Source organism: Streptomyces sp. NPDC093568 (genome assembly GCF_044764945.1).
Classification (GTDB): domain Bacteria; phylum Actinomycetota; class Actinomycetes; order Streptomycetales; family Streptomycetaceae; genus Streptomyces.
Genome location: NZ_JBIWJD010000005.1, coordinates 30,000 through 49,108 on the forward strand (window position 1 = coordinate 30,000; position 19,109 = coordinate 49,108).

At 71.6% G+C, this 19,109-nt stretch carries 18 protein-coding genes; 11 read left to right on the forward strand and 7 right to left on the reverse strand.

Annotation, left to right across the window (positions count from 1 at the left end; translation table 11 throughout):
• The first annotated feature begins 109 nt into the window (after nucleotides 1–109).
• Nucleotides 110–337, forward strand: coding sequence for a hypothetical protein (locus tag ACIRD7_RS20735; protein WP_403455171.1), 228 nt, complete (start codon nucleotides 110–112; stop codon nucleotides 335–337).
• Here the strand turns inward: ACIRD7_RS20735 and moaA are convergent.
• The 3 genes from moaA to ACIRD7_RS20750 all read right to left on the reverse strand — a co-directional run bounded on the left by moaA (nucleotide 320) and on the right by ACIRD7_RS20750 (nucleotide 3,430).
• Complete coding sequence (gene moaA / locus ACIRD7_RS20740) at nucleotides 320–1,309, reverse strand: GTP 3',8-cyclase MoaA (RefSeq protein WP_403456363.1); 990 nt, start codon at nucleotides 1,307–1,309, stop codon at nucleotides 320–322. The genes ACIRD7_RS20735 and moaA overlap by 18 nt on opposite strands.
• Nucleotides 1,310–1,457: 148 nt before the next feature.
• Nucleotides 1,458–3,077, reverse strand: a complete 1,620-nt coding sequence (locus ACIRD7_RS20745; protein ID WP_403455174.1) for a cation acetate symporter — start codon at nucleotides 3,075–3,077, stop codon at nucleotides 1,458–1,460.
• Nucleotides 3,074–3,430, reverse strand: a complete 357-nt coding sequence (locus tag ACIRD7_RS20750) for a DUF485 domain-containing protein (RefSeq protein WP_403455176.1) — start codon at nucleotides 3,428–3,430, stop codon at nucleotides 3,074–3,076. The genes ACIRD7_RS20745 and ACIRD7_RS20750 overlap by 4 nt, the downstream gene beginning before the upstream one ends.
• A gap of 386 nt (nucleotides 3,431–3,816) precedes the next feature.
• On the opposite strand from ACIRD7_RS20750, the gene ACIRD7_RS20755 reads away from it, so the two are divergent.
• The 3 genes from ACIRD7_RS20755 (at nucleotide 3,817) to ACIRD7_RS20765 (ending at nucleotide 7,844) form a co-directional block, all read left to right on the forward strand.
• Nucleotides 3,817–5,346 carry a S8 family serine peptidase gene (locus tag ACIRD7_RS20755; protein WP_403455178.1) on the forward strand — a complete coding sequence of 510 codons (1,530 nt, stop codon included), beginning with the start codon at nucleotides 3,817–3,819 and terminating at the stop codon, nucleotides 5,344–5,346.
• Between the two features lie 22 nt (nucleotides 5,347–5,368).
• The gene (locus ACIRD7_RS20760; RefSeq protein WP_403455179.1) at nucleotides 5,369–6,736 is read left to right on the forward strand and encodes a CoA transferase; all 1,368 of its coding nucleotides are present in this window, start codon (nucleotides 5,369–5,371) and stop codon (nucleotides 6,734–6,736) included.
• A 79-nt stretch (nucleotides 6,737–6,815) separates the two neighbouring features.
• Complete coding sequence (locus ACIRD7_RS20765; RefSeq protein ID WP_403456365.1) at nucleotides 6,816–7,844, forward strand: CopD family protein; 1,029 nt, start codon at nucleotides 6,816–6,818, stop codon at nucleotides 7,842–7,844.
• Between the two features lie 33 nt (nucleotides 7,845–7,877).
• On the opposite strand, the gene ACIRD7_RS20770 is transcribed toward ACIRD7_RS20765, so the two are convergent.
• Together ACIRD7_RS20770 and ACIRD7_RS20775 are read right to left on the reverse strand one after the other, a co-directional pair.
• Entirely contained in the window at nucleotides 7,878–8,921 is a 1,044-nt protein-coding gene (locus ACIRD7_RS20770; protein ID WP_403455180.1) for a zinc-dependent alcohol dehydrogenase family protein, read from the reverse strand.
• Nucleotides 8,922–9,067: 146 nt separating this feature from the next.
• On the reverse strand, nucleotides 9,068–9,778 hold the full coding sequence (locus tag ACIRD7_RS20775; protein ID WP_403455181.1) for a VIT family protein: 711 nt from the start codon (nucleotides 9,776–9,778) through the stop codon (nucleotides 9,068–9,070).
• Nucleotides 9,779–9,931: 153 nt separating this feature from the next.
• Here ACIRD7_RS20775 and ACIRD7_RS20780 point away from each other — a divergent pair, with 153 nt between their 5' ends.
• The 3 genes from ACIRD7_RS20780 to ACIRD7_RS20790 all read left to right on the forward strand — a co-directional run bounded on the left by ACIRD7_RS20780 (nucleotide 9,932) and on the right by ACIRD7_RS20790 (nucleotide 12,084).
• Complete coding sequence (locus ACIRD7_RS20780) at nucleotides 9,932–10,933, forward strand: DEDDh family exonuclease (protein ID WP_403455184.1); 1,002 nt, start codon at nucleotides 9,932–9,934, stop codon at nucleotides 10,931–10,933.
• Between the two features lie 79 nt (nucleotides 10,934–11,012).
• Nucleotides 11,013–11,246, forward strand: coding sequence for a hypothetical protein (locus tag ACIRD7_RS20785; protein ID WP_403455186.1), 234 nt, complete (start codon nucleotides 11,013–11,015; stop codon nucleotides 11,244–11,246).
• Between the two features lie 49 nt (nucleotides 11,247–11,295).
• The gene (locus ACIRD7_RS20790) at nucleotides 11,296–12,084 is read left to right on the forward strand and encodes an SURF1 family protein (protein ID WP_403455189.1); all 789 of its coding nucleotides are present in this window, start codon (nucleotides 11,296–11,298) and stop codon (nucleotides 12,082–12,084) included.
• Between the two features lie 161 nt (nucleotides 12,085–12,245).
• Here ACIRD7_RS20790 and ACIRD7_RS20795 read toward each other — a convergent pair whose 3' ends face one another.
• Nucleotides 12,246–14,438 carry a carbon starvation CstA family protein gene (locus ACIRD7_RS20795; protein WP_403455191.1) on the reverse strand — a complete coding sequence of 731 codons (2,193 nt, stop codon included), beginning with the start codon at nucleotides 14,436–14,438 and terminating at the stop codon, nucleotides 12,246–12,248.
• 55 nt (nucleotides 14,439–14,493) lie between these two features.
• Entirely contained in the window at nucleotides 14,494–14,706 is a 213-nt protein-coding gene (locus tag ACIRD7_RS20800) for a DUF3311 domain-containing protein (protein ID WP_403455193.1), read from the reverse strand.
• Nucleotides 14,707–14,874: 168 nt separating this feature from the next.
• On the opposite strand from ACIRD7_RS20800, the gene ACIRD7_RS20805 reads away from it, so the two are divergent.
• Genes ACIRD7_RS20805 through ACIRD7_RS20820 form a run of 4 tightly spaced genes read left to right on the forward strand, consistent with a single transcriptional unit; the run spans nucleotide 14,875 to nucleotide 19,109 of the window.
• Nucleotides 14,875–16,413 carry a sodium:solute symporter gene (locus ACIRD7_RS20805; protein WP_403455194.1) on the forward strand — a complete coding sequence of 513 codons (1,539 nt, stop codon included), beginning with the start codon at nucleotides 14,875–14,877 and terminating at the stop codon, nucleotides 16,411–16,413.
• Complete coding sequence (locus ACIRD7_RS20810) at nucleotides 16,410–16,979, forward strand: sigma-70 family RNA polymerase sigma factor (RefSeq protein ID WP_403455195.1); 570 nt, start codon at nucleotides 16,410–16,412, stop codon at nucleotides 16,977–16,979. Before ACIRD7_RS20805 ends, ACIRD7_RS20810 begins: the two co-directional genes overlap by 4 nt.
• The gene (locus tag ACIRD7_RS20815; RefSeq protein ID WP_403455197.1) at nucleotides 16,976–17,287 is read left to right on the forward strand and encodes a hypothetical protein; all 312 of its coding nucleotides are present in this window, start codon (nucleotides 16,976–16,978) and stop codon (nucleotides 17,285–17,287) included. The genes ACIRD7_RS20810 and ACIRD7_RS20815 overlap by 4 nt, the downstream gene beginning before the upstream one ends.
• Nucleotides 17,288–17,321: 34 nt before the next feature.
• The gene (locus ACIRD7_RS20820; protein WP_403455199.1) at nucleotides 17,322–19,109 is read left to right on the forward strand and encodes a glycoside hydrolase family 15 protein; all 1,788 of its coding nucleotides are present in this window, start codon (nucleotides 17,322–17,324) and stop codon (nucleotides 19,107–19,109) included.

The window sequence follows — 19,109 nt, forward strand, 5'->3', positions numbered from 1 at the left end:
ACTTCGTAGGCGCTCCGCATCCCCCGTCGGAGCGACGGACCGACGCCGGGCAGCTCCCCCCGTGGCTGCTCGGCGTCGCCTTTTTGTGTGCGACTTGTGAGAAGAATCTGTGAGTGACACGCCGATCTGTTCCGCCAAGGGATGCCGCGCCGATGCCGTGTGGGTGCTGGCGTGGAACAATCCCAAGATTCATACGCCGGAGCGGCGCAAGACATGGCTCGCATGCGAGGAACATCGCGAGCATCTGTCGCAGTTTCTCGGGGTGCGGGGGTTTTTGAAGGACGTTGTCCTGCTGAAGGACTGGGAAGAGGCTTCTTCTTCAGCCACCGATGGCTGACATCGGCCTTTCCGGCTGCACGAACGACGGGTCGTCCAGGCCCGCGCCCGCCTTCTTGCCCCACATCGCCAGGCGCCAGATGCGGGCGATCTCCTCGTCCGGGGCGCCCGAGCGCAGTGCCGCCCGCAGGTCCGTCTCCTCCGTGGCGAACAGACAGGTGCGGACCTGGCCGTCGGCCGTCAGACGGGTGCGGTCGCAGGCCGAGCAGAACGGGCGGGTGACCGAGGCGATGACACCCACGACATGCGGGCCGCCGTCCACCAGCCAGCGCTCCGCCGGGGCCGAGCCGCGCTTGTCCGCGCCCTCGGCGGTCAGCTCGAAGCGGGTGCGCAGGGAGGTCAGGATGTCACCGGCGGTGATCATGCCGTCGCGCTTCCAGCCGTGCTGGGCGTCCAGGGGCATCTGCTCGATGAACCGCAGCTCGTAGTCGTGCTCCACCGCCCAGGCCAGCAGGTCCGGGGCCTCGTCGTCGTTCAGGCCCGGCATCAGGACCGAGTTGACCTTGACCGGGGTCAGGCCTGCGTCGCGGGCGGCGTACAGGCCCTCGATGACGTCCTTGTGGCGGTCACGGCGGGTGAGGGTCTTGAAGACGTCCGGGCGCAGGGTGTCCAGCGAGACATTGACCCGGTCCAGGCCCGCCGCCTTCAGCGCGGCGGCCGTGCGCTTGAGGCCTATGCCGTTCGTCGTCAGGGACATCTGCGGGCGGGCTTCCAGCGCGGCGACCCGCTCGACTATGCCGACCAGGCCTGGCCGCAGCAGGGGCTCGCCGCCGGTGAAGCGGACCTCCTCGATACCGAGTGAGGTGACCGCGATGTCGATCAGCCGGACGATCTCGTCGTCGGTGAGCAGGTCGGGCTTGGCCAGCCACTGCAGGCCCTCCTCGGGCATGCAGTACGTGCACCGCAGATTGCAGCGGTCGGTCAGCGAGACTCGCAGGTCGGTGGCCACCCGGCCGTAGGTGTCGATGAGCACGTGGGCCCCCTCCCTCGTCACGACCACATTCAACTTCCGTCTCCTGTGAGCCTACGTGACCGCACTGACAGTGACACAGGCCCGATCCCACGACGTAAGACGCGGCCGCGTCGTAGGGACCTACGACGCGGCCGCTCCGGGGGCCTGCTCAGTGGGCGCCGGTGCCGGTCAGGGACCGGACCTCCAGCTCCGCGTACTTGCCGGCGTCGGGCTCCTCCTTGGACAGGACCGTGCCGAGCCAGCCCATGAGGAAGCCGAACGGGATGGAGATGATGCCCGGGTTCTTCAGCGGGAACCAGGCGAAGTCGACGTCCGGGAACATCGCCTTCGGGTCGCCGGAGACGACCGGCGAGAACAGCACCAGGCCGACGGCGACGATCAGACCGCCGTAGATCGACCACAGCGCGCCCTGGGTGGTGAACCGCTTCCAGAACAGGCTGTAAAGGATCGTCGGCAGGTTGGCGGAGGCCGCGACCGCGAAGGCCAGGGCGACCAGGCCGGCGACGTTGAGGTCACGGGCGAGGGCGCCGAGGAGGATGGATACGGCGCCGATGCCGATGGTGGCCAGGCGTGCGGCCCGGACCTCCTCCTTCTCGGTGGCCTGGCCCTTCCTGATGACGTTCGCGTAGATGTCGTGGGCGAACGACGAGGACGAGGCCAGCGTCAGACCGGCGACGACCGCGAGGATCGTCGCGAAGGCCACCGCCGAGATGGTGGCGAGCAGGATCGCGCCCCACGCCGAGTCCACGCCGCCCAGATGCAGCGCGAGCAATGGTGCCGCCGTGTTGCCGGACGGGTTGGAGGCGATGATCTCGTCCTGCGAGATGAGCGCCGCGGCGCCGAAGCCGAGGGCGATGGTCATCAGGTAGAAGCCGCCGATGATGCCGATCGCCCAGTTCACGGACTTACGGGCGGCCTTGGCGTTGGGCACCGTGTAGAAGCGGATCAGGATGTGCGGCAGACCTGCGGTGCCGAGGACCAGGGCGATGCCGAGGGAGATGAAGTCCAGCTTGGAGGTGCCGGTGGCGCCGTACTGGAGGCCGGGCTCCAGGAAGGCGGCGCCCTTGCCGCTGTTCTCGGCGGCCTTGCCGAGCAGGTCCGAGATGTTGAAGTTGAACTTCAGCAGCACCAGGAACGTAATGAGGATCGTGCCGCCGATGAGCAGGACGGCCTTCACCATCTGGACCCAGGTGGTGCCCTTCATGCCACCGATGGAGACGTACACGATCATCAGGACGCCGACGAGGGCGACGATCAGGATCTTGCCCGCGTCGGAGGTGATGCCGAGCAGCAGCGAGACCAGGACGCCCGCGCCGGCCATCTGGGCCAGGAGGTAGAAGATCGACACGACGATCGTGGAGGTGCCGGCGGCGGTGCGCACCGGGCGCTGGCGCATGCGGTAGGCGAGGACGTCGCCCATCGTGTAGCGACCGGAGTTCCTGAGCGGCTCGGCCACCAGGAGCAGGGCGACCAGCCAGGCGACCAGGAACCCGATGGAGTACAGGAAGCCGTCGTAGCCGAAGAGGGCGATGGCGCCCGCGATGCCGAGGAACGACGCGGCGGACATGTAGTCGCCGGAGACGGCGAGGCCGTTCTGGAAGGCGCTGAAGGAGCGGCCGCCCGCGTAGAAGTCGGCGGCGTCCTTGGTCTGGCGGCCCGCCCAGACGGTGATGAACAGGGTCGCGACCACGAAGCACGCGAACAGGGTGATGATCAGCGGACGGTGCTCGCTGGCCTCGTTGGCCGCGAGGGTCATCGCGGGGCTCATGCGCCGCCCTCCATACGGGTCTTGATGGCCTCGGCCTTGGGGTCGAGCTTGGCGCCGGCGTGGCGCGAGTACCACCAGGCGATGAGGAACGTGGTGACGAACTGGGCGATACCGAAGACGAACGCGATGTTGATGTTGCCGAACAGCTTGGTGCCCATGAAGTCGCCCGCGTAGTTGGAGAGCAGGACGTACAGCAGGTACCAGGTGATGAAGGCGACGGTCAGCGGAAAGGCGAAGGAGCGGTAGGAGCGGCGCAGTTCACCGAACTCCGCACTCTGCTGCACCTCGGCGAACTCCTCGGGGGTGGGGAGTTTGTGTTGCTCTTTCGAGGGGGGCGGTGCGTCGGTAGCCACGGAGTCTCCTCGCGTTGCGGGCGCTGTTGCGACGGTGGACGGGGACGGTTGGGGGGTGGGGGGCGGATCAGGAGTCGGGGACGGGTCGGGTACGGGCATGGCGGCTCTGTTCTTAGCAGTGACATGGATCACTTGAGCCGGCTGGCGATGTTAGGGCCCCGGCGCGTGATCCGACAGGGGGCTCGATCGTGCTCGCGCCTCCTGTCCAAGGTCACGGCGCCACGCGAGGACCGGTTCAACTCCCGGGGCTTCTTTCCGAAGTCGTCCGGCCGGATTGCTGGCCAGGTGGTTCGGAGATAGCTTCGGCCCAGCACTTCTCGTCATGTACCTGCCCGAGCCCAAACCGTGGTTCGGGCGGTTCAGGTTCCGGATGATGTGGAGATCCCATGGCTCATCTGCGGTCCAGACGCCGACTCGGCCTCGCCGTCCCGCTGGCACTGTCACTGACCGCCTCGCTCGGCTTCCTGCCGACGGCGGCCTCGGCGGCACCGGTCGCGGAGCCCGTCGCGCAGGCCACAGAGGCGTCGACCCTGGCCTATGTCGTGAACACCAGGCCGGACCGCCGCACGATCGAGTCGGTCACCCGCGCGATCGAGGCGGCCGGCGGATCGGTCGTGATCACGTACGACAGGATCGGCGTGATCGTCGCCCATTCGGCGGCCCCGGACTTCGCCCAGGTCATACGCCGGGCGCACGGGGTCCAGTCGGCGGGCGCGTCGCGCACGGCGCCCCTGACCGCCGCCGGGACCACGGACGAGGGGCCCGTGCAGCGGCTGACGAGGCAGCAGGCCGAGAGGACCGTGAGCGCCTCGGACGCGACGGGCGCCGGCGAGCCCCTGGAAGCCGACCAGTGGAGCCTGCGCGCGATCGGCGCGGACCAGGCCGCCAAGATCAACCCCGGCAGCGGGAAGGTGACCGTCGCCGTGATCGACAACGGCGTCGACGACACCCATCCCGACCTCGCGCCGAACTTCTCGGCCGCCCAGTCCGCCAACTGCGCCGGCGGCAAGGCGGACACCAGCGCGGGCGCCTGGCGGCCGTACACCCCGGCGGACGCCCACGGCACGCATGTGGCCGGCGAGATCGCCGCGCCCCGCAACGGCATCGGTATCGCGGGCGTCGCCCCCGGCGTGAAGGTCTCCGCCATCAAGGTGAGCGACCCCGTCAACGGCCTCTACTACCCCGAAAGTGTCGTGTGCGCGTTCGTGTTCGCCGCCGACCACGGCGTGGAGATCACGAACAACAGCTACTACGTCGACCCGTGGCTCTACAACTGCATGGACGACCCGGACCAGCGGGCGATCGTCGACGCCGTGAACCGGGCCCAGCTGTACGCGCAGAAGAAGGGCCTGCTCAACCTCGCGTCGGCCGGCAACTCCAACCACGACCTCGACTCCGACGCGGTCGTCGACACCAGCAGCCCCGACGACTCGACCCCGGTCTCGCGCACCGTCGATCCGCACAAGTGCTTCGACGTGCCGACCCAGCTGCCGGGCATCGTCACGGTCAGCGCGACGGGCGTGAAGAACCTCAAGTCGTACTACTCCTCGTACGGTTACGGTGTCGTCGACGTCGCGGCCCCGGGCGGCGACCGGCTCTACCAGATCCCGGACACCCCGTCGAAGAACGGCCGCATCCTGGCCACGATCCCCGGCGGCCAGTACGGCTTCCTCCAGGGCACGTCGATGGCCTCCCCGCACGCCGCCGGGGTCGCCGCACTGCTCAAGTCCCGGTATCCGCACGCGACCGGGGACCAGCTCCACGTGCTGCTGAAGGCCCAGGCGGACAACCCGGGCTGCCCCGAGTCCTACGACCAGAACGGCGACGGCACCCAGGACGCCGTGTGCGTGGGCGGGAAGCGGTTCAACGGGTTCTACGGGTTCGGGATCGTGAACGCCCTGGACGCCGTCGACTGACCGCATGCTGCATAGTGCGGTCATGACCGCACTACGAACTGCCTGGTCCGCGGTGGGCGGCGACCCGGCCCTGCTCCCGCGGGTGTCGGCCGCGGTGCGGGAGGGCGCGCTTCAGGCGCGTCTTCCCGTACGGGAGTTGGCGCGCGCGTGCGTGGGCGCGTGCGCGCTGGCCGCCGCCGAACTGGGGGCGCGACGGGCCGCCCTGCCCGAGGTGCCCGAGGTGCCGCTGGACGACGGGGCGATCGCCACCGCGTTCGTCAGCGAGCGGCATCTGCTGGTCGACGGGCGCAAGCCGGTCTCCTTCGCGCCGCTGTCGCGGTTCTGGCGGACGTCGGACGGCTGGGTGCGCACGCACGCGAACTATCCGCATCACCGGGCCCGGTTGCTGGCCGCGCTGGGGGTGGCCCAGGAGGATCCGGACGCCGTCGGCGCGGCCATGGCCGAGCGGTCCTCGCACGAGGTGGAGGACGCCGTGTACGCGGCCGGCGGGCTGGCCGTGGCACTGCGCACACCCAAGGAGTGGGCGGCGCACGAGCAGGCGGCCGAGGTGGCCCGGCGACCGCTCGTCGAGCACGAGCGACTGGACACGGCGGGCGCGCGTGCGCTGCCGGCCCTGAGCGGCTCGCCCCTGCTGCCGGCCGCCGGGGTACGCGTGCTGGACCTCACGCGGGTCATCGCGGGACCGGTCGCCACCCGCACGCTCGCCCTGCTCGGCGCGGACGTCCTGCGGGTGGACACGCCGCGGCTGCCCGAACTGCCCGACCAGCACACCGACACCGGCTTCGGGAAGCGTTCGGCGACGCTGGACCTCACGGCGGACCGGCGTGCCTTCGAGGAACTGCTCGCGGCGGCGGACGTCGTCGTCACCGGGTACCGGCCGGGCGCCCTGGACCGGTTCGGACTCTCCGCCCAGGCGCTCGCCGAACGGCGCCCCGGGCTGATCGTGGCGCAGCTCTCGGCGTGGGGTGCGTACGGGCCGTGGGGCGAGCGGCGCGGGTTCGACAGCCTCGTACAGGTCGCCACCGGCATCGCGGCGACCGAGGGCTCGCCCGAGCACCCCGGCGCCCTGCCCGCACAGGCCCTCGACCACGGGACGGGATATCTGCTGGCGGCGGCCGTGCTGCGGGCGCTGACCGAGCGGCGGGAGGAGGGGCACGGGCGTTGCGTCCGGCTGGCGCTGGCGCGCACCGCGCGGTGGCTGGTGGACGGGATCGAGCCGGAGCCGGGCGGAGACCTGGCGTACGACGCGCCGGACGGATGGCTCGCCGAGCGGGACAGCGCGCTCGGACGGCTGCGGTACGCCCTGCCGCCGGTGACGTTCACGGGCGGTCCCGTCGACTGGGAGCGGCCGCCGGGGGTTTGGGGCGCGGATCCGGCGCGGTGGCGCTGAGCGGCGGGGAGATCGACGACGTACCCAGGGGCGGAAGGCCGTATCGCCACTTCTCGTCCGGTGCTTGCCCGACTGTGTGATGATTTGTGAAGATCTTGAGGTGACGTTGACGAGATCCGCCCCCGGCCTGGCCGACGGGACCGGCCCCAGACCCCGCCCCGGTGTCGGCCGGGCCGTCGCCGTCCTCGCCCTGGTCGCGCTGGCGGCGCTGATCCCGCTGCTCGGCCCGTCGGCCGCGCTGCACGACACCGGGGAGGCCGCCGCGCCCGGCACGGGAGGCATCGCGCTGCTGCGCGCGGTGCTCTTCGCGGCCCTGTGCGTCCCGTTGGGCGAGATGTTCGTGAACCGGCTGGCCCGGTCCGTGCCCGGCGCCCCCGAGGCCCCGCCCCGCAGCTGGGCGCCGTACGCGGCCGCCGTCGGTTTCGTCGCCGCCCTCGCGCTCGCGTCGGTCGTCTCCACGGGCAACCTCGTGCCGAGCGGCCTCGCCGACCTCGACATCGGCGGCCTGTACGCCTCGCGCGACGGCAAGCTGGCGCTGCTGGAGGTCAACGCCTTCGCCGCGGCCGGGCTGTGCGCCCTCTCGGGCCGGCCGGGCACGCAGATCTGGCCGCTGGCCGCGGTGGTGGTCGCCGAGGCACTGCGCGCGCACCCCACCACCGAGTACAGCCCTCTGTTGGGCTCCGGGCTGACGCTGGTGCATCTGACCTGCGCGTCGCTGTGGGTCGGCGGGCTGCTGCACGCCCTGCGGACCCTGCGCGGCTGGGGGGCCGGTGAGGTGGGCGCCGCGCTGCTCGGTCTCTACGCGCGCGTGGCGGCCGTACTGCTCGCCGCCATCACGGCGACGGGGGTGTGGAGTTCGCTGCGCCGGATGCCGTCGGCGACGATCCTGGACCAGCTGACCGGCACGGCGTACGGGCGTGCCCTGCTGGCCAAGGTGCTCGTGGTGGCGGCCGTGGCCGTGCTCGCCCTGTGGGCCCGGTTCCGGCTGCGCCGGGCGGCCGATCCGCTGACCGCCTGCTCCCCCGCGCGGGCCGAGGTCGTCGCCCTGGGCGTGGTGGTCGCGCTGTCGGGGCTGCTGACGGCGTTGCCGGTGCCGATCCGCTGGTGAACCGTTACGCCGTCAGCAGCACGGCCAGCGGCCTCAGCCGGTGACCAGGACCTTGAGCGCGGTCCGCTCGTCCATCGCCTTGTAGCCGGCCGGGACCTCCTCCAGACCGACCGTCAGGTCGAAGACGGGCGAGGGGTCGATCGTGCCGTCGAGGATGTCGGGCAGCAGCTCGGGGATGTAGGTGCGGACCGGCGCGACGCCGCCGCGCAGCGCGATGTTGCCGTCGAACATGACACTCAGGTCGAGCCCGGTGCCGCTGCCGTGCGGCACTCCGACGAAGCCGATGGCGCCCCCGTCGCGGGTGACGTGGACCGCCGTACGCATGGACTGCTCGGTGCCGACGGCCTCGACGACGGCGTGGGCGCCCTGTCCCCGCGTCAGTTCGCGTACGGCCGCCACGGCCGCTTCCCCGCGCTCGGCGACGACGTCGGTGGCGCCGAACCGGCGCGCGATGTCCGTGCGGACCTGGTGCCGGCCGAGCGCGATGATCCGTTCGGCGCCGAGCCGCCTCGCGGCGAGCACCGCGCACAGCCCGACCGCGCCGTCACCGACGACGGCGACCGTGGCGCCCGGACGCGCCCCGGCACCGAGAGCGGCGTGGTGGCCGGTGCCCATGACGTCGGAGAGGGTCAGCAGCGCGGACAGCAGGCGGTCGTCGCAGGCCGCCTCCTTCGGGAGCCGGACGAGGGTCGCGTCGGCGAAGGGCACCCGCACCGCCTCGCCCTGGCCGCCGTCGGAGCCGACGGAGCCCCAGAAGCCGCCGTGCTCGCAGGAGGTGGTCAGGCCCTCGCGGCAGTAGTCGCAGGAGCCGTCGGACCACATAAAGGGCGCCACGACGAGATCGCCCCGCTTGATGCCGGTCACTTCGGAGCCCGTCTCCTCGACGAGGCCGAGGAACTCGTGGCCGATGCGCTGCCCCGGCTGCCGGGCCGCCTCGCCCCGGTACGCCCACAGGTCGCTGCCGCAGATGCAGGCGCGCAGCACGCTTACGACGGCGTCGGTGGGCCGGCGCACCTCGGGGTCGGGCACGTCCTGCACGCGCATGTCGAAGGGGGCGTGGATGGTGGTGGCGCGCATCGCGAGGGTCCTTCTCGTCTTTCGTCGTACGTGCGCCCAGGGGTGGTCGGGCGCGCATCTCACCGTACGTCCAGGTCGGGGCCCGGCGCGCCCCGAGGGCCCGGGGTCGCCCTTGAGCTGCGGAAACCGTAGGGCGCAGGCCTGCCCTAGGCCCCCGCCGCGTCCAGCAGCGACCCGGCCGCGTAGGTGACCCCCATGGCGAGCGCCCCGCCGGCCACGTTGCGCAGCATCGCCCGGCCCGGGGCCGCCGCGCCGAGGCGGGCGCTGCTCCAGCCGGTCAGGGTGAGCGCGGCCAGCACGGAGACGACGGTGATCCCCAGCCGCCAGTCCGCCGGCGGCAGCACCATCGCCAGCAGCGGCAGCAGCGCCCCGGCGGTGAACGCCAGAAAGCTCGCCCACGCCGCGTGCCACGGGTTGGTCAGCCGGTCGGGGTCGATGCCGAGCTCCACGCGCGCGTGCGCCCTGAGCGCGTCACGTTCCGTCAGCTGGACGGCCGCCTCCTCGGCCACGTCGCGGGACAGGCCCCGGCGCTCCAGCAGGTGCGTCAGCTCCTCCAGCTCCGCCTCCGGCCGCTCCCGCAACTCCCGCTTCTCCACGGCCAACGCGGCCTTCTCCGAGTCGCGCTGCGTGGAGACCGAGACGTACTCCCCCGCCGCCATCGACATCGACCCGGCGAGCAGCCCGGCCAGCCCGGCGGTGAGCAGGGCCGAGCGGTCGTCCGTGGCACCGGCCACGCCGACGACGAGCCCCGCGGTCGACACGACGCCGTCGTTCGCCCCGAGCACGGCGGCCCGCAGCCAGTTGAGCCGCTCCCCCAGCGCGCCGCCGTGGGGCTCGTCGTGCGTTGGTTCGGTCATATGCGGAGGATCGCACCGCGCGGGACATCGGGGACGTACCGACGCTCCCGGGCGGGCAGTTGACGCGCCCGCGTGCACGGTCCTCGAACGGGCGGGCGGGGCAAGGCACCTGACGGTCAGGACTGTCAGTGGCGGCCCGTATCCTCAGTGACCATGCTCGAAGACCGTACGACCGCAGCGCCCGCCCCCAGCGCGTGGCCGGCCGCGTATCCCCAGGGATACGCGGTCGTTGACGTGGAGACCACCGGCCTGGCGAGGGACGACCGGATAATCTCCGCGGCGGTCTACCGGCTGGACGCGCGCGGCGAGGTCGAGGACCACTGGTACACGCTGGTCAATCCGGAGCGCGACCCGGGCCCGGTCTGGATCCACGGTCTGACGAGTGACGTCCTCGAATCGGCACCCCTCTTCTCCGACATCGCCGAGGAGTTCTCCAGCCGGCTCGACGGCCGGGTGCTCGTCGCGCACAACGCCGTCTTCGACTGGCAGATGATCGCGCGGGAGTACGCGCGCGCGGAGCGCGAGGCGCCGGTCCGTCAGCGGCTGTGCACCATCGCGCTGTCCAAGGAGCTGGCCCTGCCGCTGCCCAACCACAAGCTGGAGTCGCTCGCCGCGCACTTCGGCGTCGTGCAGCAGCGCGCGCACCACGCGCTGGACGACGCCCGGGTGCTGGCGGAGGCGTTCCGGCCGAGCCTGCGGGCCGCGGCGGCCGGCAGCGTGCGGCTGCCGCTGCAGGAGTGCCGGCCGCTGACGGAGTGGCGGGAGACGGCCGCGTCCCGGATCGGACAGCAGGCGGGGGGCTACGGCGGCTACAGCGGCTACCGGCCGACCAGTTGGCGCCCGTCCCGCAAAAGGCCCGCCTGCCCCTATCCCAACCCAGGCCGGTACGAAGAGGGCGAAAGGCTCAAGCAGGGCATGCGGGTCGCCTTCTCCGGGGACACGTCGATCGAGCGCGACCTGCTGGAGGACCGCGCGATCGAGGCCGGGCTGCATGTGTCGACGAGCCTGTCCCGGCTGACCAGCCTGCTCGTCACCAACGACCCCGACGCGGCCACCTCGAAGGTGGTCAAGGCCCGGCAGTACGGCACTCCGGTGGTCGACGAGGCCGCCTTCGGCCAGCTCCTGCGGGACGTGGAACCGGCGTCGGAGAAGTGACCGTACGGACGGGTGATTGCCGCGCGACTCGCCCGGAGCCCGCTCGCCCAGCCCGCGGTGACGGCTCACCCTGTGGCGCATGGCGACATGTGAAGTGTGCGGAAACGACTACGGCATGACCTTCGAGGTGCACGCGCAGGGCGCGGTGCACGTCTTCGACTGCTTCTCCTGTGCGATCCACCGCATGGCACCGATCTGCGAGCACTGCCGCGTCCAGATCATCGGGCAGGGCGTCGAGGTCGAGGGCCAGTGGTACTGCGGCGCCCACTGCGCCCGCCAGGAGGGAAAGGTGGGGATCGTCGACAAGGTGTGACCAGGTACCCGCCTCAAAGCGCCCCACGACCGAGTTGTACGGTCGTGGGGTGTACCGCTTCCTGTTGTCCCGGCAGTGGGTGATCCTCACGCTGGTCGCCCTGATCCTCATCCCCACGATGATCAGGCTGGGCTTCTGGCAGATGCACCGCTACGACGAGCGCAGCGCCCGCAACCAGCTGGTCGCCGACGCGCTGGAGGCGAAGCCGGTGCCGGTGGAGACGCTGACGTCCCCCGGGCACACGGTCACCAGCAAGGAGCGGTATCGCACGGTGACCGCGCAGGGCCGGTTCGACACCGAGCACGAGGTCGTGGTCCGGCGGCGCGTCAACGCCGACGAGGAGGTCGGCTTCCACGTCCTCACCCCGTTCGTGCTGACGGACGGCAAGGTGCTGCTGGTCAACCGCGGCTGGATCCCCGCCGACGGTCCGAGCCAGACGGCCTTCCCGAAGATTCCCGCCCCGCCGAGCGGCCGGGTCACGGTCAGCGGCCGGCTGATGCCGGACGAGACGACCGAGGCGAGCGGCATCAAGAACCTCAAGGGCCTGCCTGACCGGCAGGTCATGCTGATCAACAGCGAGCAGGAGGCCGGACGGCTGGATGCGGGGGTGCTCGGCGGGTACGTCGTGCTGACGGCTCCCGAGCCCAAGGGGGAGACGCCGGAGCTGATCGGGAAGCCCGGCAACGAGAACGCTCCGCTGAATTACGCGTATGCGCTGCAGTGGTGGTTGTTCGCCGCCGCCGTTCCTCTCGGCTGGGTGATCCTGGCGCGCCGGGAGGCGCGGGAACGCGGCGCTGCCGTCGCCGCGCCGGAGGAGTCGACGCCGGCCGCTGTGTAGCGCTCTCGCCGTTGGAGGTTCCGACTCCGGGCGGCTGCGAGTCGTCTGTGGCTGGTCGCGCAGTTCCCCGCGCCCCTGAGAGGTACGTCCGCTGCACCCACTCAAGGGGCGCGGGGAATCTGCGCGAGCGACCACGAACCACCCGCAGCCGCCCACCGGCATCAGCAGCAGCGGCCCTGCGGCCTTTCCTCCCGGTGCCCCAGGCTCAGTGCGCCCACCAGAGGCTCACCCTCCCGTTCCGGCACGTCGAGGCGGGACTCGACGTACGGTGCCTCGGTCGTCGGCGAAGAGCCCGGGGCCCGGACCACTCGGACGCACACCACCGCGCAGTTGACCAGGACCGTGAGGACCAGGATCAGGAAGACCGCCATCAGCACGCCGTCGACGGTGTTGTTGACCACGATGGTGTGCATGTCGTCCATGTTCGTGGCGCCCGGCAGCAGCCGGCCGTCCTCGATGGCCTGCGCGTACTTGTCCCGCAGGGCGAAGAAGCCGATCGCCGGGTTGTCGGAGAAGATCTTCTGCCAGCCGGCGGTGAAGGTGACGGCCACGTCCCAGGCCAGCGGGATACCGGTGACCCAGGCCCACCGCAGGCGGCCCGACTTGATCAGCACCGTGGTGGTGACGGCCAGGGCGACGGCGGCCAGCAGCTGGTTGGCGATGCCGAAGAGCGGGAAGAGCTGCTTGATTCCGCCCAGCGGGTCGGTGACCCCGGCGTAGAGGAAGTAGCCCCACGCGCCGACGACCAGGGCGCTGGTGATCCAGATGCCGGGCTTCCAGGTGACCCGGCCGATCGGCTTCCAGACGTTGCCGAGCATGTCCTGGAGCATGAAGCGGCCGACCCGGGTACCGGCGTCCACCGTGGTGAGGATGAACAGGGCCTCGAACATGATCGCGAAGTGGTACCAGAAGGCCTTCATCCCGGCCCCGCCGACCACCCCGGCGAAGATCTCCGACATGCCCACGGCGAGGGTGGGCGCACCGCCGGACCGCCCCACCAGGGTCTCCTCCTCGACCGCCTCGGCCGCCGCGGTGAGCTGGTCCGGGGTGATGGTGAAGCCGAGGTTCTTCACCGCCTCGGCGGCGCTGTCCACGGTCGGGCCGAGCAGCGCGGCCGGGGAGTTCATGGCGTAGAACAGGCCCGGTTCGAGCACACAGGCGGCGATCAGCGCCATGACGGCCACGAAGGACTCCGTGAGCATGGAGCCGTAGCCGATGAGCCGGACCTGGGACTCCTTCTGGATCAGCTTCGGCGTGGTGCCGGAGGAGACCAGGGCGTGGAAGCCGGACAGCGCGCCGCAGGCGATGGTGATGAACAGGAAGGGGAAGAGGGAACCGGCGAAGACCGGTCCGGCGCCGGTCGAGGCGAAGGACGTCACCGGCTCGGTCCTGAGGTTCGGGGCGGCGATCACCACACCGACGGCGAGCAGGGCGATGGTGCCGACCTTCATGAAGGTCGACAGGTAGTCACGGGGCGCCAGCAGCATCCAGACCGGCAGCACGGAGGCGACGAAGCCGTAGCCGATCAGGCAGAAGACCAGGGTCTCGGGGCTCCAGACGAAGTACTCGGCGAGCGAGGAGTCCTGGATCCAGCCGCCGCCGAGGATGGCGAGCAGCAGCAGGGCGACACCGATGAAGCTGGTCTCCACGACCCGGCCGGGCCGCAGATAGCGCAGGTAGAAGCCCATGAACAGGGCGATCGGGATGGTCATGGAGACCGAGAAGGTGCCCCACGGGGACTCGGCGAGCGCGTTGACGACGACCATCGCCAGGACCGCGAGCAGGATGATCATGATGGCGAAGACGCCGATCAGCGCGGCGGCACCGCCCACCTTGCCGATCTCGTCCCGGGCCATCTGCCCGAGGCTCCTGCCGTCCCGGCGCATGGACAGGAACAGGACGATCATGTCCTGCACCGCCCCCGCGAAGATCACGCCGGCGATGATCCAGACGGTGCCCGGCAGATAGCCCATCTGCGCCGCCAGGACGGGGCCGACCAGCGGACCGGCGCCTGCGATCGCGGCGAAGTGGTGGCCGAACAGCACCCGCTTGTCGGTCGGGTGGTAGTCGACGCCGTCCTCCAGACGCTCGGCCGGAGTGGCGCGGGTGTCGTCGACCTGGAGGACCCGCCGGGCGATGAAGCGGGAGTAGAAGCGGTAGGCGATCGCGTACGAGCCGAGGGCCGCCACGACCAGCCAGACGGCCGAGATCTCCTCCCCCCGGGACAGGGCGAGCACGGCCCAGCCGAGGGCGCCGGCCAGGGCGACGGCGGTCCAGATCGCGACGGACTTCGGCGACATCCGTGACTTTTCCGGCGCCGAGCGACCGGACTCGGGCATGACTGACGTAGGCATGGCGGCTCCTGAACAGGTGGGCAAAGCAGACGTGCGGCGGAAAGGGCAGTGCGGATCAGCGATGTCGGTCCGTCAGCGCGTACGCCGCGAGCAGGCAGAGGCCGCATCCAGGCACCCAGGCGAGCTGGTACCAGTAGAAGAACGGCGTCCCGGCCAGCCGCGGCTCGGCACCGGCGTACCAGGGGACCCACAGCAGGCCCGCGGCGGGCGCGAGAAGCAGTACGGCGATCGCGACGCGCCGTAGCCGGTGATGACCGGTCCGTGCCATGACCTGCGCTCCTCTCCCGCCCGCTGTCGGTCTGTGCAAGAGTTGCCCACCTCCCGGGACCGGTTGACAGGGAATCCCCGGGAAAATTTCCCGCCGGTTCCTGTCCTCCTTTCCGGCGGCCCGCGCAACTCTCGCGCGAGGGCACAGGCACACCAAGGACGGTGACCCATGGCCGACGGCGCCATGACCGCGACGTTCCTCGTCGTGATCGGCGGAGCGTCGCTGCTCGCCGTCACCGCGCGGCGCCTCCGTCCGAACGACCGGCTGCCCTCCCTGGAGGGCTGGGCGCTGGCCGACCGCAGTCTCGGCCCGGTGTGGACCTGGCTGCTGCTCGGCGGCACGATCTTCACCGCGTACACCTTCGCCGCGATACCCGGCCTCGCGTACGGCAGCGGCGCGCCCGCCTTCTTCGCGGTGCCGTACACGGTGATCGTCTGCCCGCTGGCCTTCGTGCTGCTGACCCGGTTGTGGACCGTGGCCCGCCGGCACGGCTATGTCACGGTGGCCGACTTCGTGCGCGGCCGCTACGGCTCCCCGCCGCTGGCCCTGGTGGTCGCGCTGACCGGGATCCTCGCGACGATGCCGTATCTCGCGCTGCAACTGCTCGGCATACGGGCGGTGCTCGCGGCCGGCGGCCTCTATCCGCGGGGCGCGGCCGGTGATCTGGTGATGGTGGCGCTCTTCGCGGGGCTGGCCGTCGCCACCTACCGGCACGGGCTGCGCGCCCCCACGGTCATCTCGGCGCTGAAGGCCGTGGCCGTCTTCGTGTCGCTGACCGCGGTGACGTGGCTGGTCCTCGACCGGCTCGGGGGCCCGGGTGCCGTCTTCGACGGCGCGGCCGAGCGCCTCGGCGGACCGGCGCTGCTCCTCACCCCCGAGCAGCAGCCGGCGTACGCCACGCTCGCCCTCGGCTCCGCGCTCGCCCTGCTGATGTACCCGCATGTGCTCACCGCCGGTTTCGCCGCCGACGGCCCGCGGACCCTGCGCAAGGTGTCCGTGGCGCTGCCCGCCTGGACCGGGCTGCTCGCGCTGTTCGGCTTCCTCGGCATCGCGGCGCTCGCGACGGGCGTGCGCGCCCCGGAGGGCGGCGCCGAGGCAGCCGTACCGATGCTGGTCGACCGGCTGATGCCGGCGCCGCTGGCCGGGCTGGTGTTCGGGGCGATCACCGTGGGGGCGCTGGTCCCGGCGGCGGTGATGTCGATCGCGGCCGCCACCAGCTTCGTACGCAACGTCTATGTCGAGTACGTGCATCCGACGGCCACGCCCAAGCGGCAGGTGCGGATCGCCAAGGCGGTGTCGCTGACCGCGAAGGTGGGCGCGGTGGCGTTCGTGTTCGGGCTGCGCGACCAGGACGCCATCAACCTCCAGCTCCTCGGCGGGGTGTGGATCCTGCAGATCTTCCCGGCCGTGGCGATCGGCCTGTTCACCGGCCGGCTGCATCCGCGGGCGCTGCTCGCCGGCTGGGCCGTGGGCATGGTCGCGGGGACCTGCATGGTCGTACGGGAGGGCTTCTCGTCGATCGTGCCGCTCGGCTCCGGGCCGGAGATCTACGCCGGGCTCGCCGCCCTTGTCCTCAATCTGGCCGTCGCCGTCGCCGGGACCGCGGTGCTCAGCCGCCTGGGCGTCCCGCGGGGCGCCGATCTGACCGACCTGCCGCCGCGCCTGAGCGTCAGGCGGCGCCCCGAGACGGGAGCGAACAACCCGTGAGGCAGCATCTGAGACCCGAGAGCGGCACTCCCCTGCCCGCCGTTCCGTTCGCCCCCGCGGTGAGCGACCCCGCGGACGTGGAGCGCGAGGCCGGCCTGGCCCGCCTGTTCGAGCTGCACTACTCCTCGATGCTGCGCCTCGCCGTGCTGCTCGGGGCCGACGACCCGGAGAACGTGGTCGCCGAGGCCTACTACCAGATCTACCGGAAGTGGCGGCGGCTGAGGGAGGCCGAGGCGGCGGAGGCGTATCTGCGCTCCACGGTGTGCAATCTGACGCGGATGCGGATACGGCATCTCCAAGTGGCCCGCAAGCACGTGGAGAAGCCGGCCGAGGACCTCGTCGCCTCCGCCGAGAGCACCGCGCTGCTCCGCGACGACCAGCGCGTTCTCATCGACGCGCTCCAGCAGTTGCCCGCACGGCAGCGCGAGGCGCTGGTGCTGCGGCACTGGCTCGGACTGAAGGAGAGCGAGATCGCCTCGGCGATGGGTATCTCCGCCGGATCCGTCAAGACCCATACGGCACGCGGCCTCGCCGCCCTGACCCAGGCGATGGAGGCCCGCCGATGACACCCCGAGACACCACTTCGTCGCGTGACACCGGCCCGGACCGCACCGAGCAGGAGCTGCGCGAGGCGCTCGCCGCACTCGCCGGCGGGGTACAGGCCGCACCCGACGCCTATCGCACGGCGCGCGGCGCCTGGCTGCGCCGGGAGCGCCGGCGCCGGCTCGTCCTCGCCGTCCTGGTCGCGGTCGTCTTCGCCCTGGCCACCCTGATCGGACTGTGGGTCCTCAACCAGGCCCCGTCCGACCCCGGCGTCATCTTCTCCGGCACCGGCTCGCCGGCCGGCGCGTCACTCCCACGGCCGCACCCCTGATTGGCCCAGCGCACCCCGGGGAACCCGCACTTGCGTGCATCAGCGCATCGAGGACTACGCCCTAATCGGCGATGAGCAGACGGCCGCCCTCATCGGCAGGGACGGCTCCGTCGACTGGCTGTGCCTGCCCCGCTTCGACTCAGGAGCCTGCTTCGCGAGACTTCTCGGCGACAAGGACAACGGGCACTGGCGCATCGCCCCCAAACACGCGACAGGCTCGTGCACCCGCCGCGCCTACCGCCCGGACACCCTGGTGCTGGACACCGAGTGGGAGACCGACGAGGGCGCGATCCGCGTCACCGACCTGATGCCCCAACGCGACCGCGCCCCCGACCTGGTGCGCATCGTGCAGGGCCTGCGCGGCCGTGTCACCGTGCACAGCGCCCTGCGGCTGCGCTTCGACTACGGCTCGATCGTCCCGTGGGTGCGCGAGTCCGACGGGCACCGGGTGGCCGTCGCCGGGCCGGACTCGGTCTGGCTGCGCAGCGAGCCCGAAGTGCGCACCTGGGGCCAGGACTTCGGCACCCACTCGGAGTTCACGGTCGAGGCGGGCGAGCAGGTCGCGTTCGTCCTCACCTACCATCCCTCGCACGAACCGCGCCCCCCGCTCATCAACCCGTTCAAGGCGCTGAGCCACAGCGTCCGGGACTGGCGCAAGTGGGTGGGACACTGCAACTACGACGGCCCGTACCGCGACGCCGTCATCCGCTCCCTGATCACTCTCAAGGCCCTCACCTACCGGCCGACCGGCGGCATCGTCGCCGCCCCCACCACCTCGCTCCCCGAGCAGATGGGCGGCGTCCGCAACTGGGACTACCGCTACTGCTGGCTGCGCGACTCCACCCTCACCCTGAACGTGGGCCTGTCGGCGGGCTACCGCACGGAGGCCGAGGCCTGGCGCGACTGGCTGCTGCGCGCGGTCGCCGGCGACCCGGCCGACCTGCAGATCATGTACGGCCTGGCGGGCGAGCGCCGGCTGCCGGAGTTCGAGGTGCCGTGGCTGAGCGGGTTCGGCGGCTCCGCCCCCGTGCGCATCGGCAACCAGGCCGTGGAACAGCTCCAGTTGGACGTGTACGGCGAGGTCATGGACACCCTCGCGCTGGCCCGGGACGCGGGGCTGTCCACCAAGCCGCACATGTGGGCGATCCAGGCGGCGCTCGTCGAGTGGCTGCGCACGGCGTGGCGCCAGCCCGACGAGGGACTGTGGGAGGTGCGCGGCGGCCGGCGGCACTTCGTGCACTCGAAGGTGATGGTGTGGGTGGCCGCGGACCGGGCGGTGCGCACCCTGGAGAAGAACCCGAAGCTGGAGGGCGACCTCGACGGCTGGCGGCGGTTCCGCGACGACGTGCACCGCGACGTCCTGGAGAAGGGCTACGACGCCGAGCGGAACACCTTCACCCAGTCCTACGGCTCCCGTGAACTGGACGCGGCGCTGCTGCTCATTCCGCGCGTCGGCTTCCTGCCGCCGGACGACCCGCGGGTCATCGGCACCATCGACGCGATCCGCAAGGACCTCAGCCACGAGGGCTTCCTGCGCCGCTACAGCACCGACGGGACTGCTGTCGACGGACTGCCCGGTGACGAGGGCACGTTCCTCGCGTGCTCGTTCTGGCTGGCGGAGGCGCTGCACATGACGGGCCGTACGCAGGAGGCCCGGGAGCTGTTCGACCGGCTGGTGGGGCTCACCAACGACGTGGGCCTGCTGGCCGAGGAGTACGACCCGGCCTCCGGCCGCCAGCTGGGCAACTTCCCGCAGGCCTTCTCCCACATCGGCCTGGTGAACACCGCCCTCGCCCTGTACGGGGCGGACGGGGCAGGATAG

Excerpts from the sequence above, each read along its gene's own strand:
- ACIRD7_RS20745 (WP_403455174.1), bottom strand. The coding sequence starts at position 3,077 with ATGAGCCCCGCGATGACCCTCGCGGCCAACGAGGCCAGCGAGCACCGT.
- ACIRD7_RS20755 (WP_403455178.1), top strand. The coding sequence starts at position 3,817 with ATGGCTCATCTGCGGTCCAGACGCCGACTCGGCCTCGCCGTCCCGCTG.
- ACIRD7_RS20760 (WP_403455179.1), top strand. The coding sequence starts at position 5,369 with ATGACCGCACTACGAACTGCCTGGTCCGCGGTGGGCGGCGACCCGGCC.
- ACIRD7_RS20765 (WP_403456365.1), top strand. The coding sequence starts at position 6,816 with ATGATTTGTGAAGATCTTGAGGTGACGTTGACGAGATCCGCCCCCGGC.
- ACIRD7_RS20770 (WP_403455180.1), bottom strand. The coding sequence starts at position 8,921 with ATGCGCGCCACCACCATCCACGCCCCCTTCGACATGCGCGTGCAGGAC.
- ACIRD7_RS20775 (WP_403455181.1), bottom strand. The coding sequence starts at position 9,778 with ATGACCGAACCAACGCACGACGAGCCCCACGGCGGCGCGCTGGGGGAG.
- ACIRD7_RS20780 (WP_403455184.1), top strand. The coding sequence starts at position 9,932 with ATGCTCGAAGACCGTACGACCGCAGCGCCCGCCCCCAGCGCGTGGCCG.
- ACIRD7_RS20785 (WP_403455186.1), top strand. The coding sequence starts at position 11,013 with ATGGCGACATGTGAAGTGTGCGGAAACGACTACGGCATGACCTTCGAG.
- ACIRD7_RS20795 (WP_403455191.1), bottom strand. The coding sequence starts at position 14,438 with ATGCCTACGTCAGTCATGCCCGAGTCCGGTCGCTCGGCGCCGGAAAAG.
- ACIRD7_RS20800 (WP_403455193.1), bottom strand. The coding sequence starts at position 14,706 with ATGGCACGGACCGGTCATCACCGGCTACGGCGCGTCGCGATCGCCGTA.
- ACIRD7_RS20805 (WP_403455194.1), top strand. The coding sequence starts at position 14,875 with ATGGCCGACGGCGCCATGACCGCGACGTTCCTCGTCGTGATCGGCGGA.
- ACIRD7_RS20815 (WP_403455197.1), top strand. The coding sequence starts at position 16,976 with ATGACACCCCGAGACACCACTTCGTCGCGTGACACCGGCCCGGACCGC.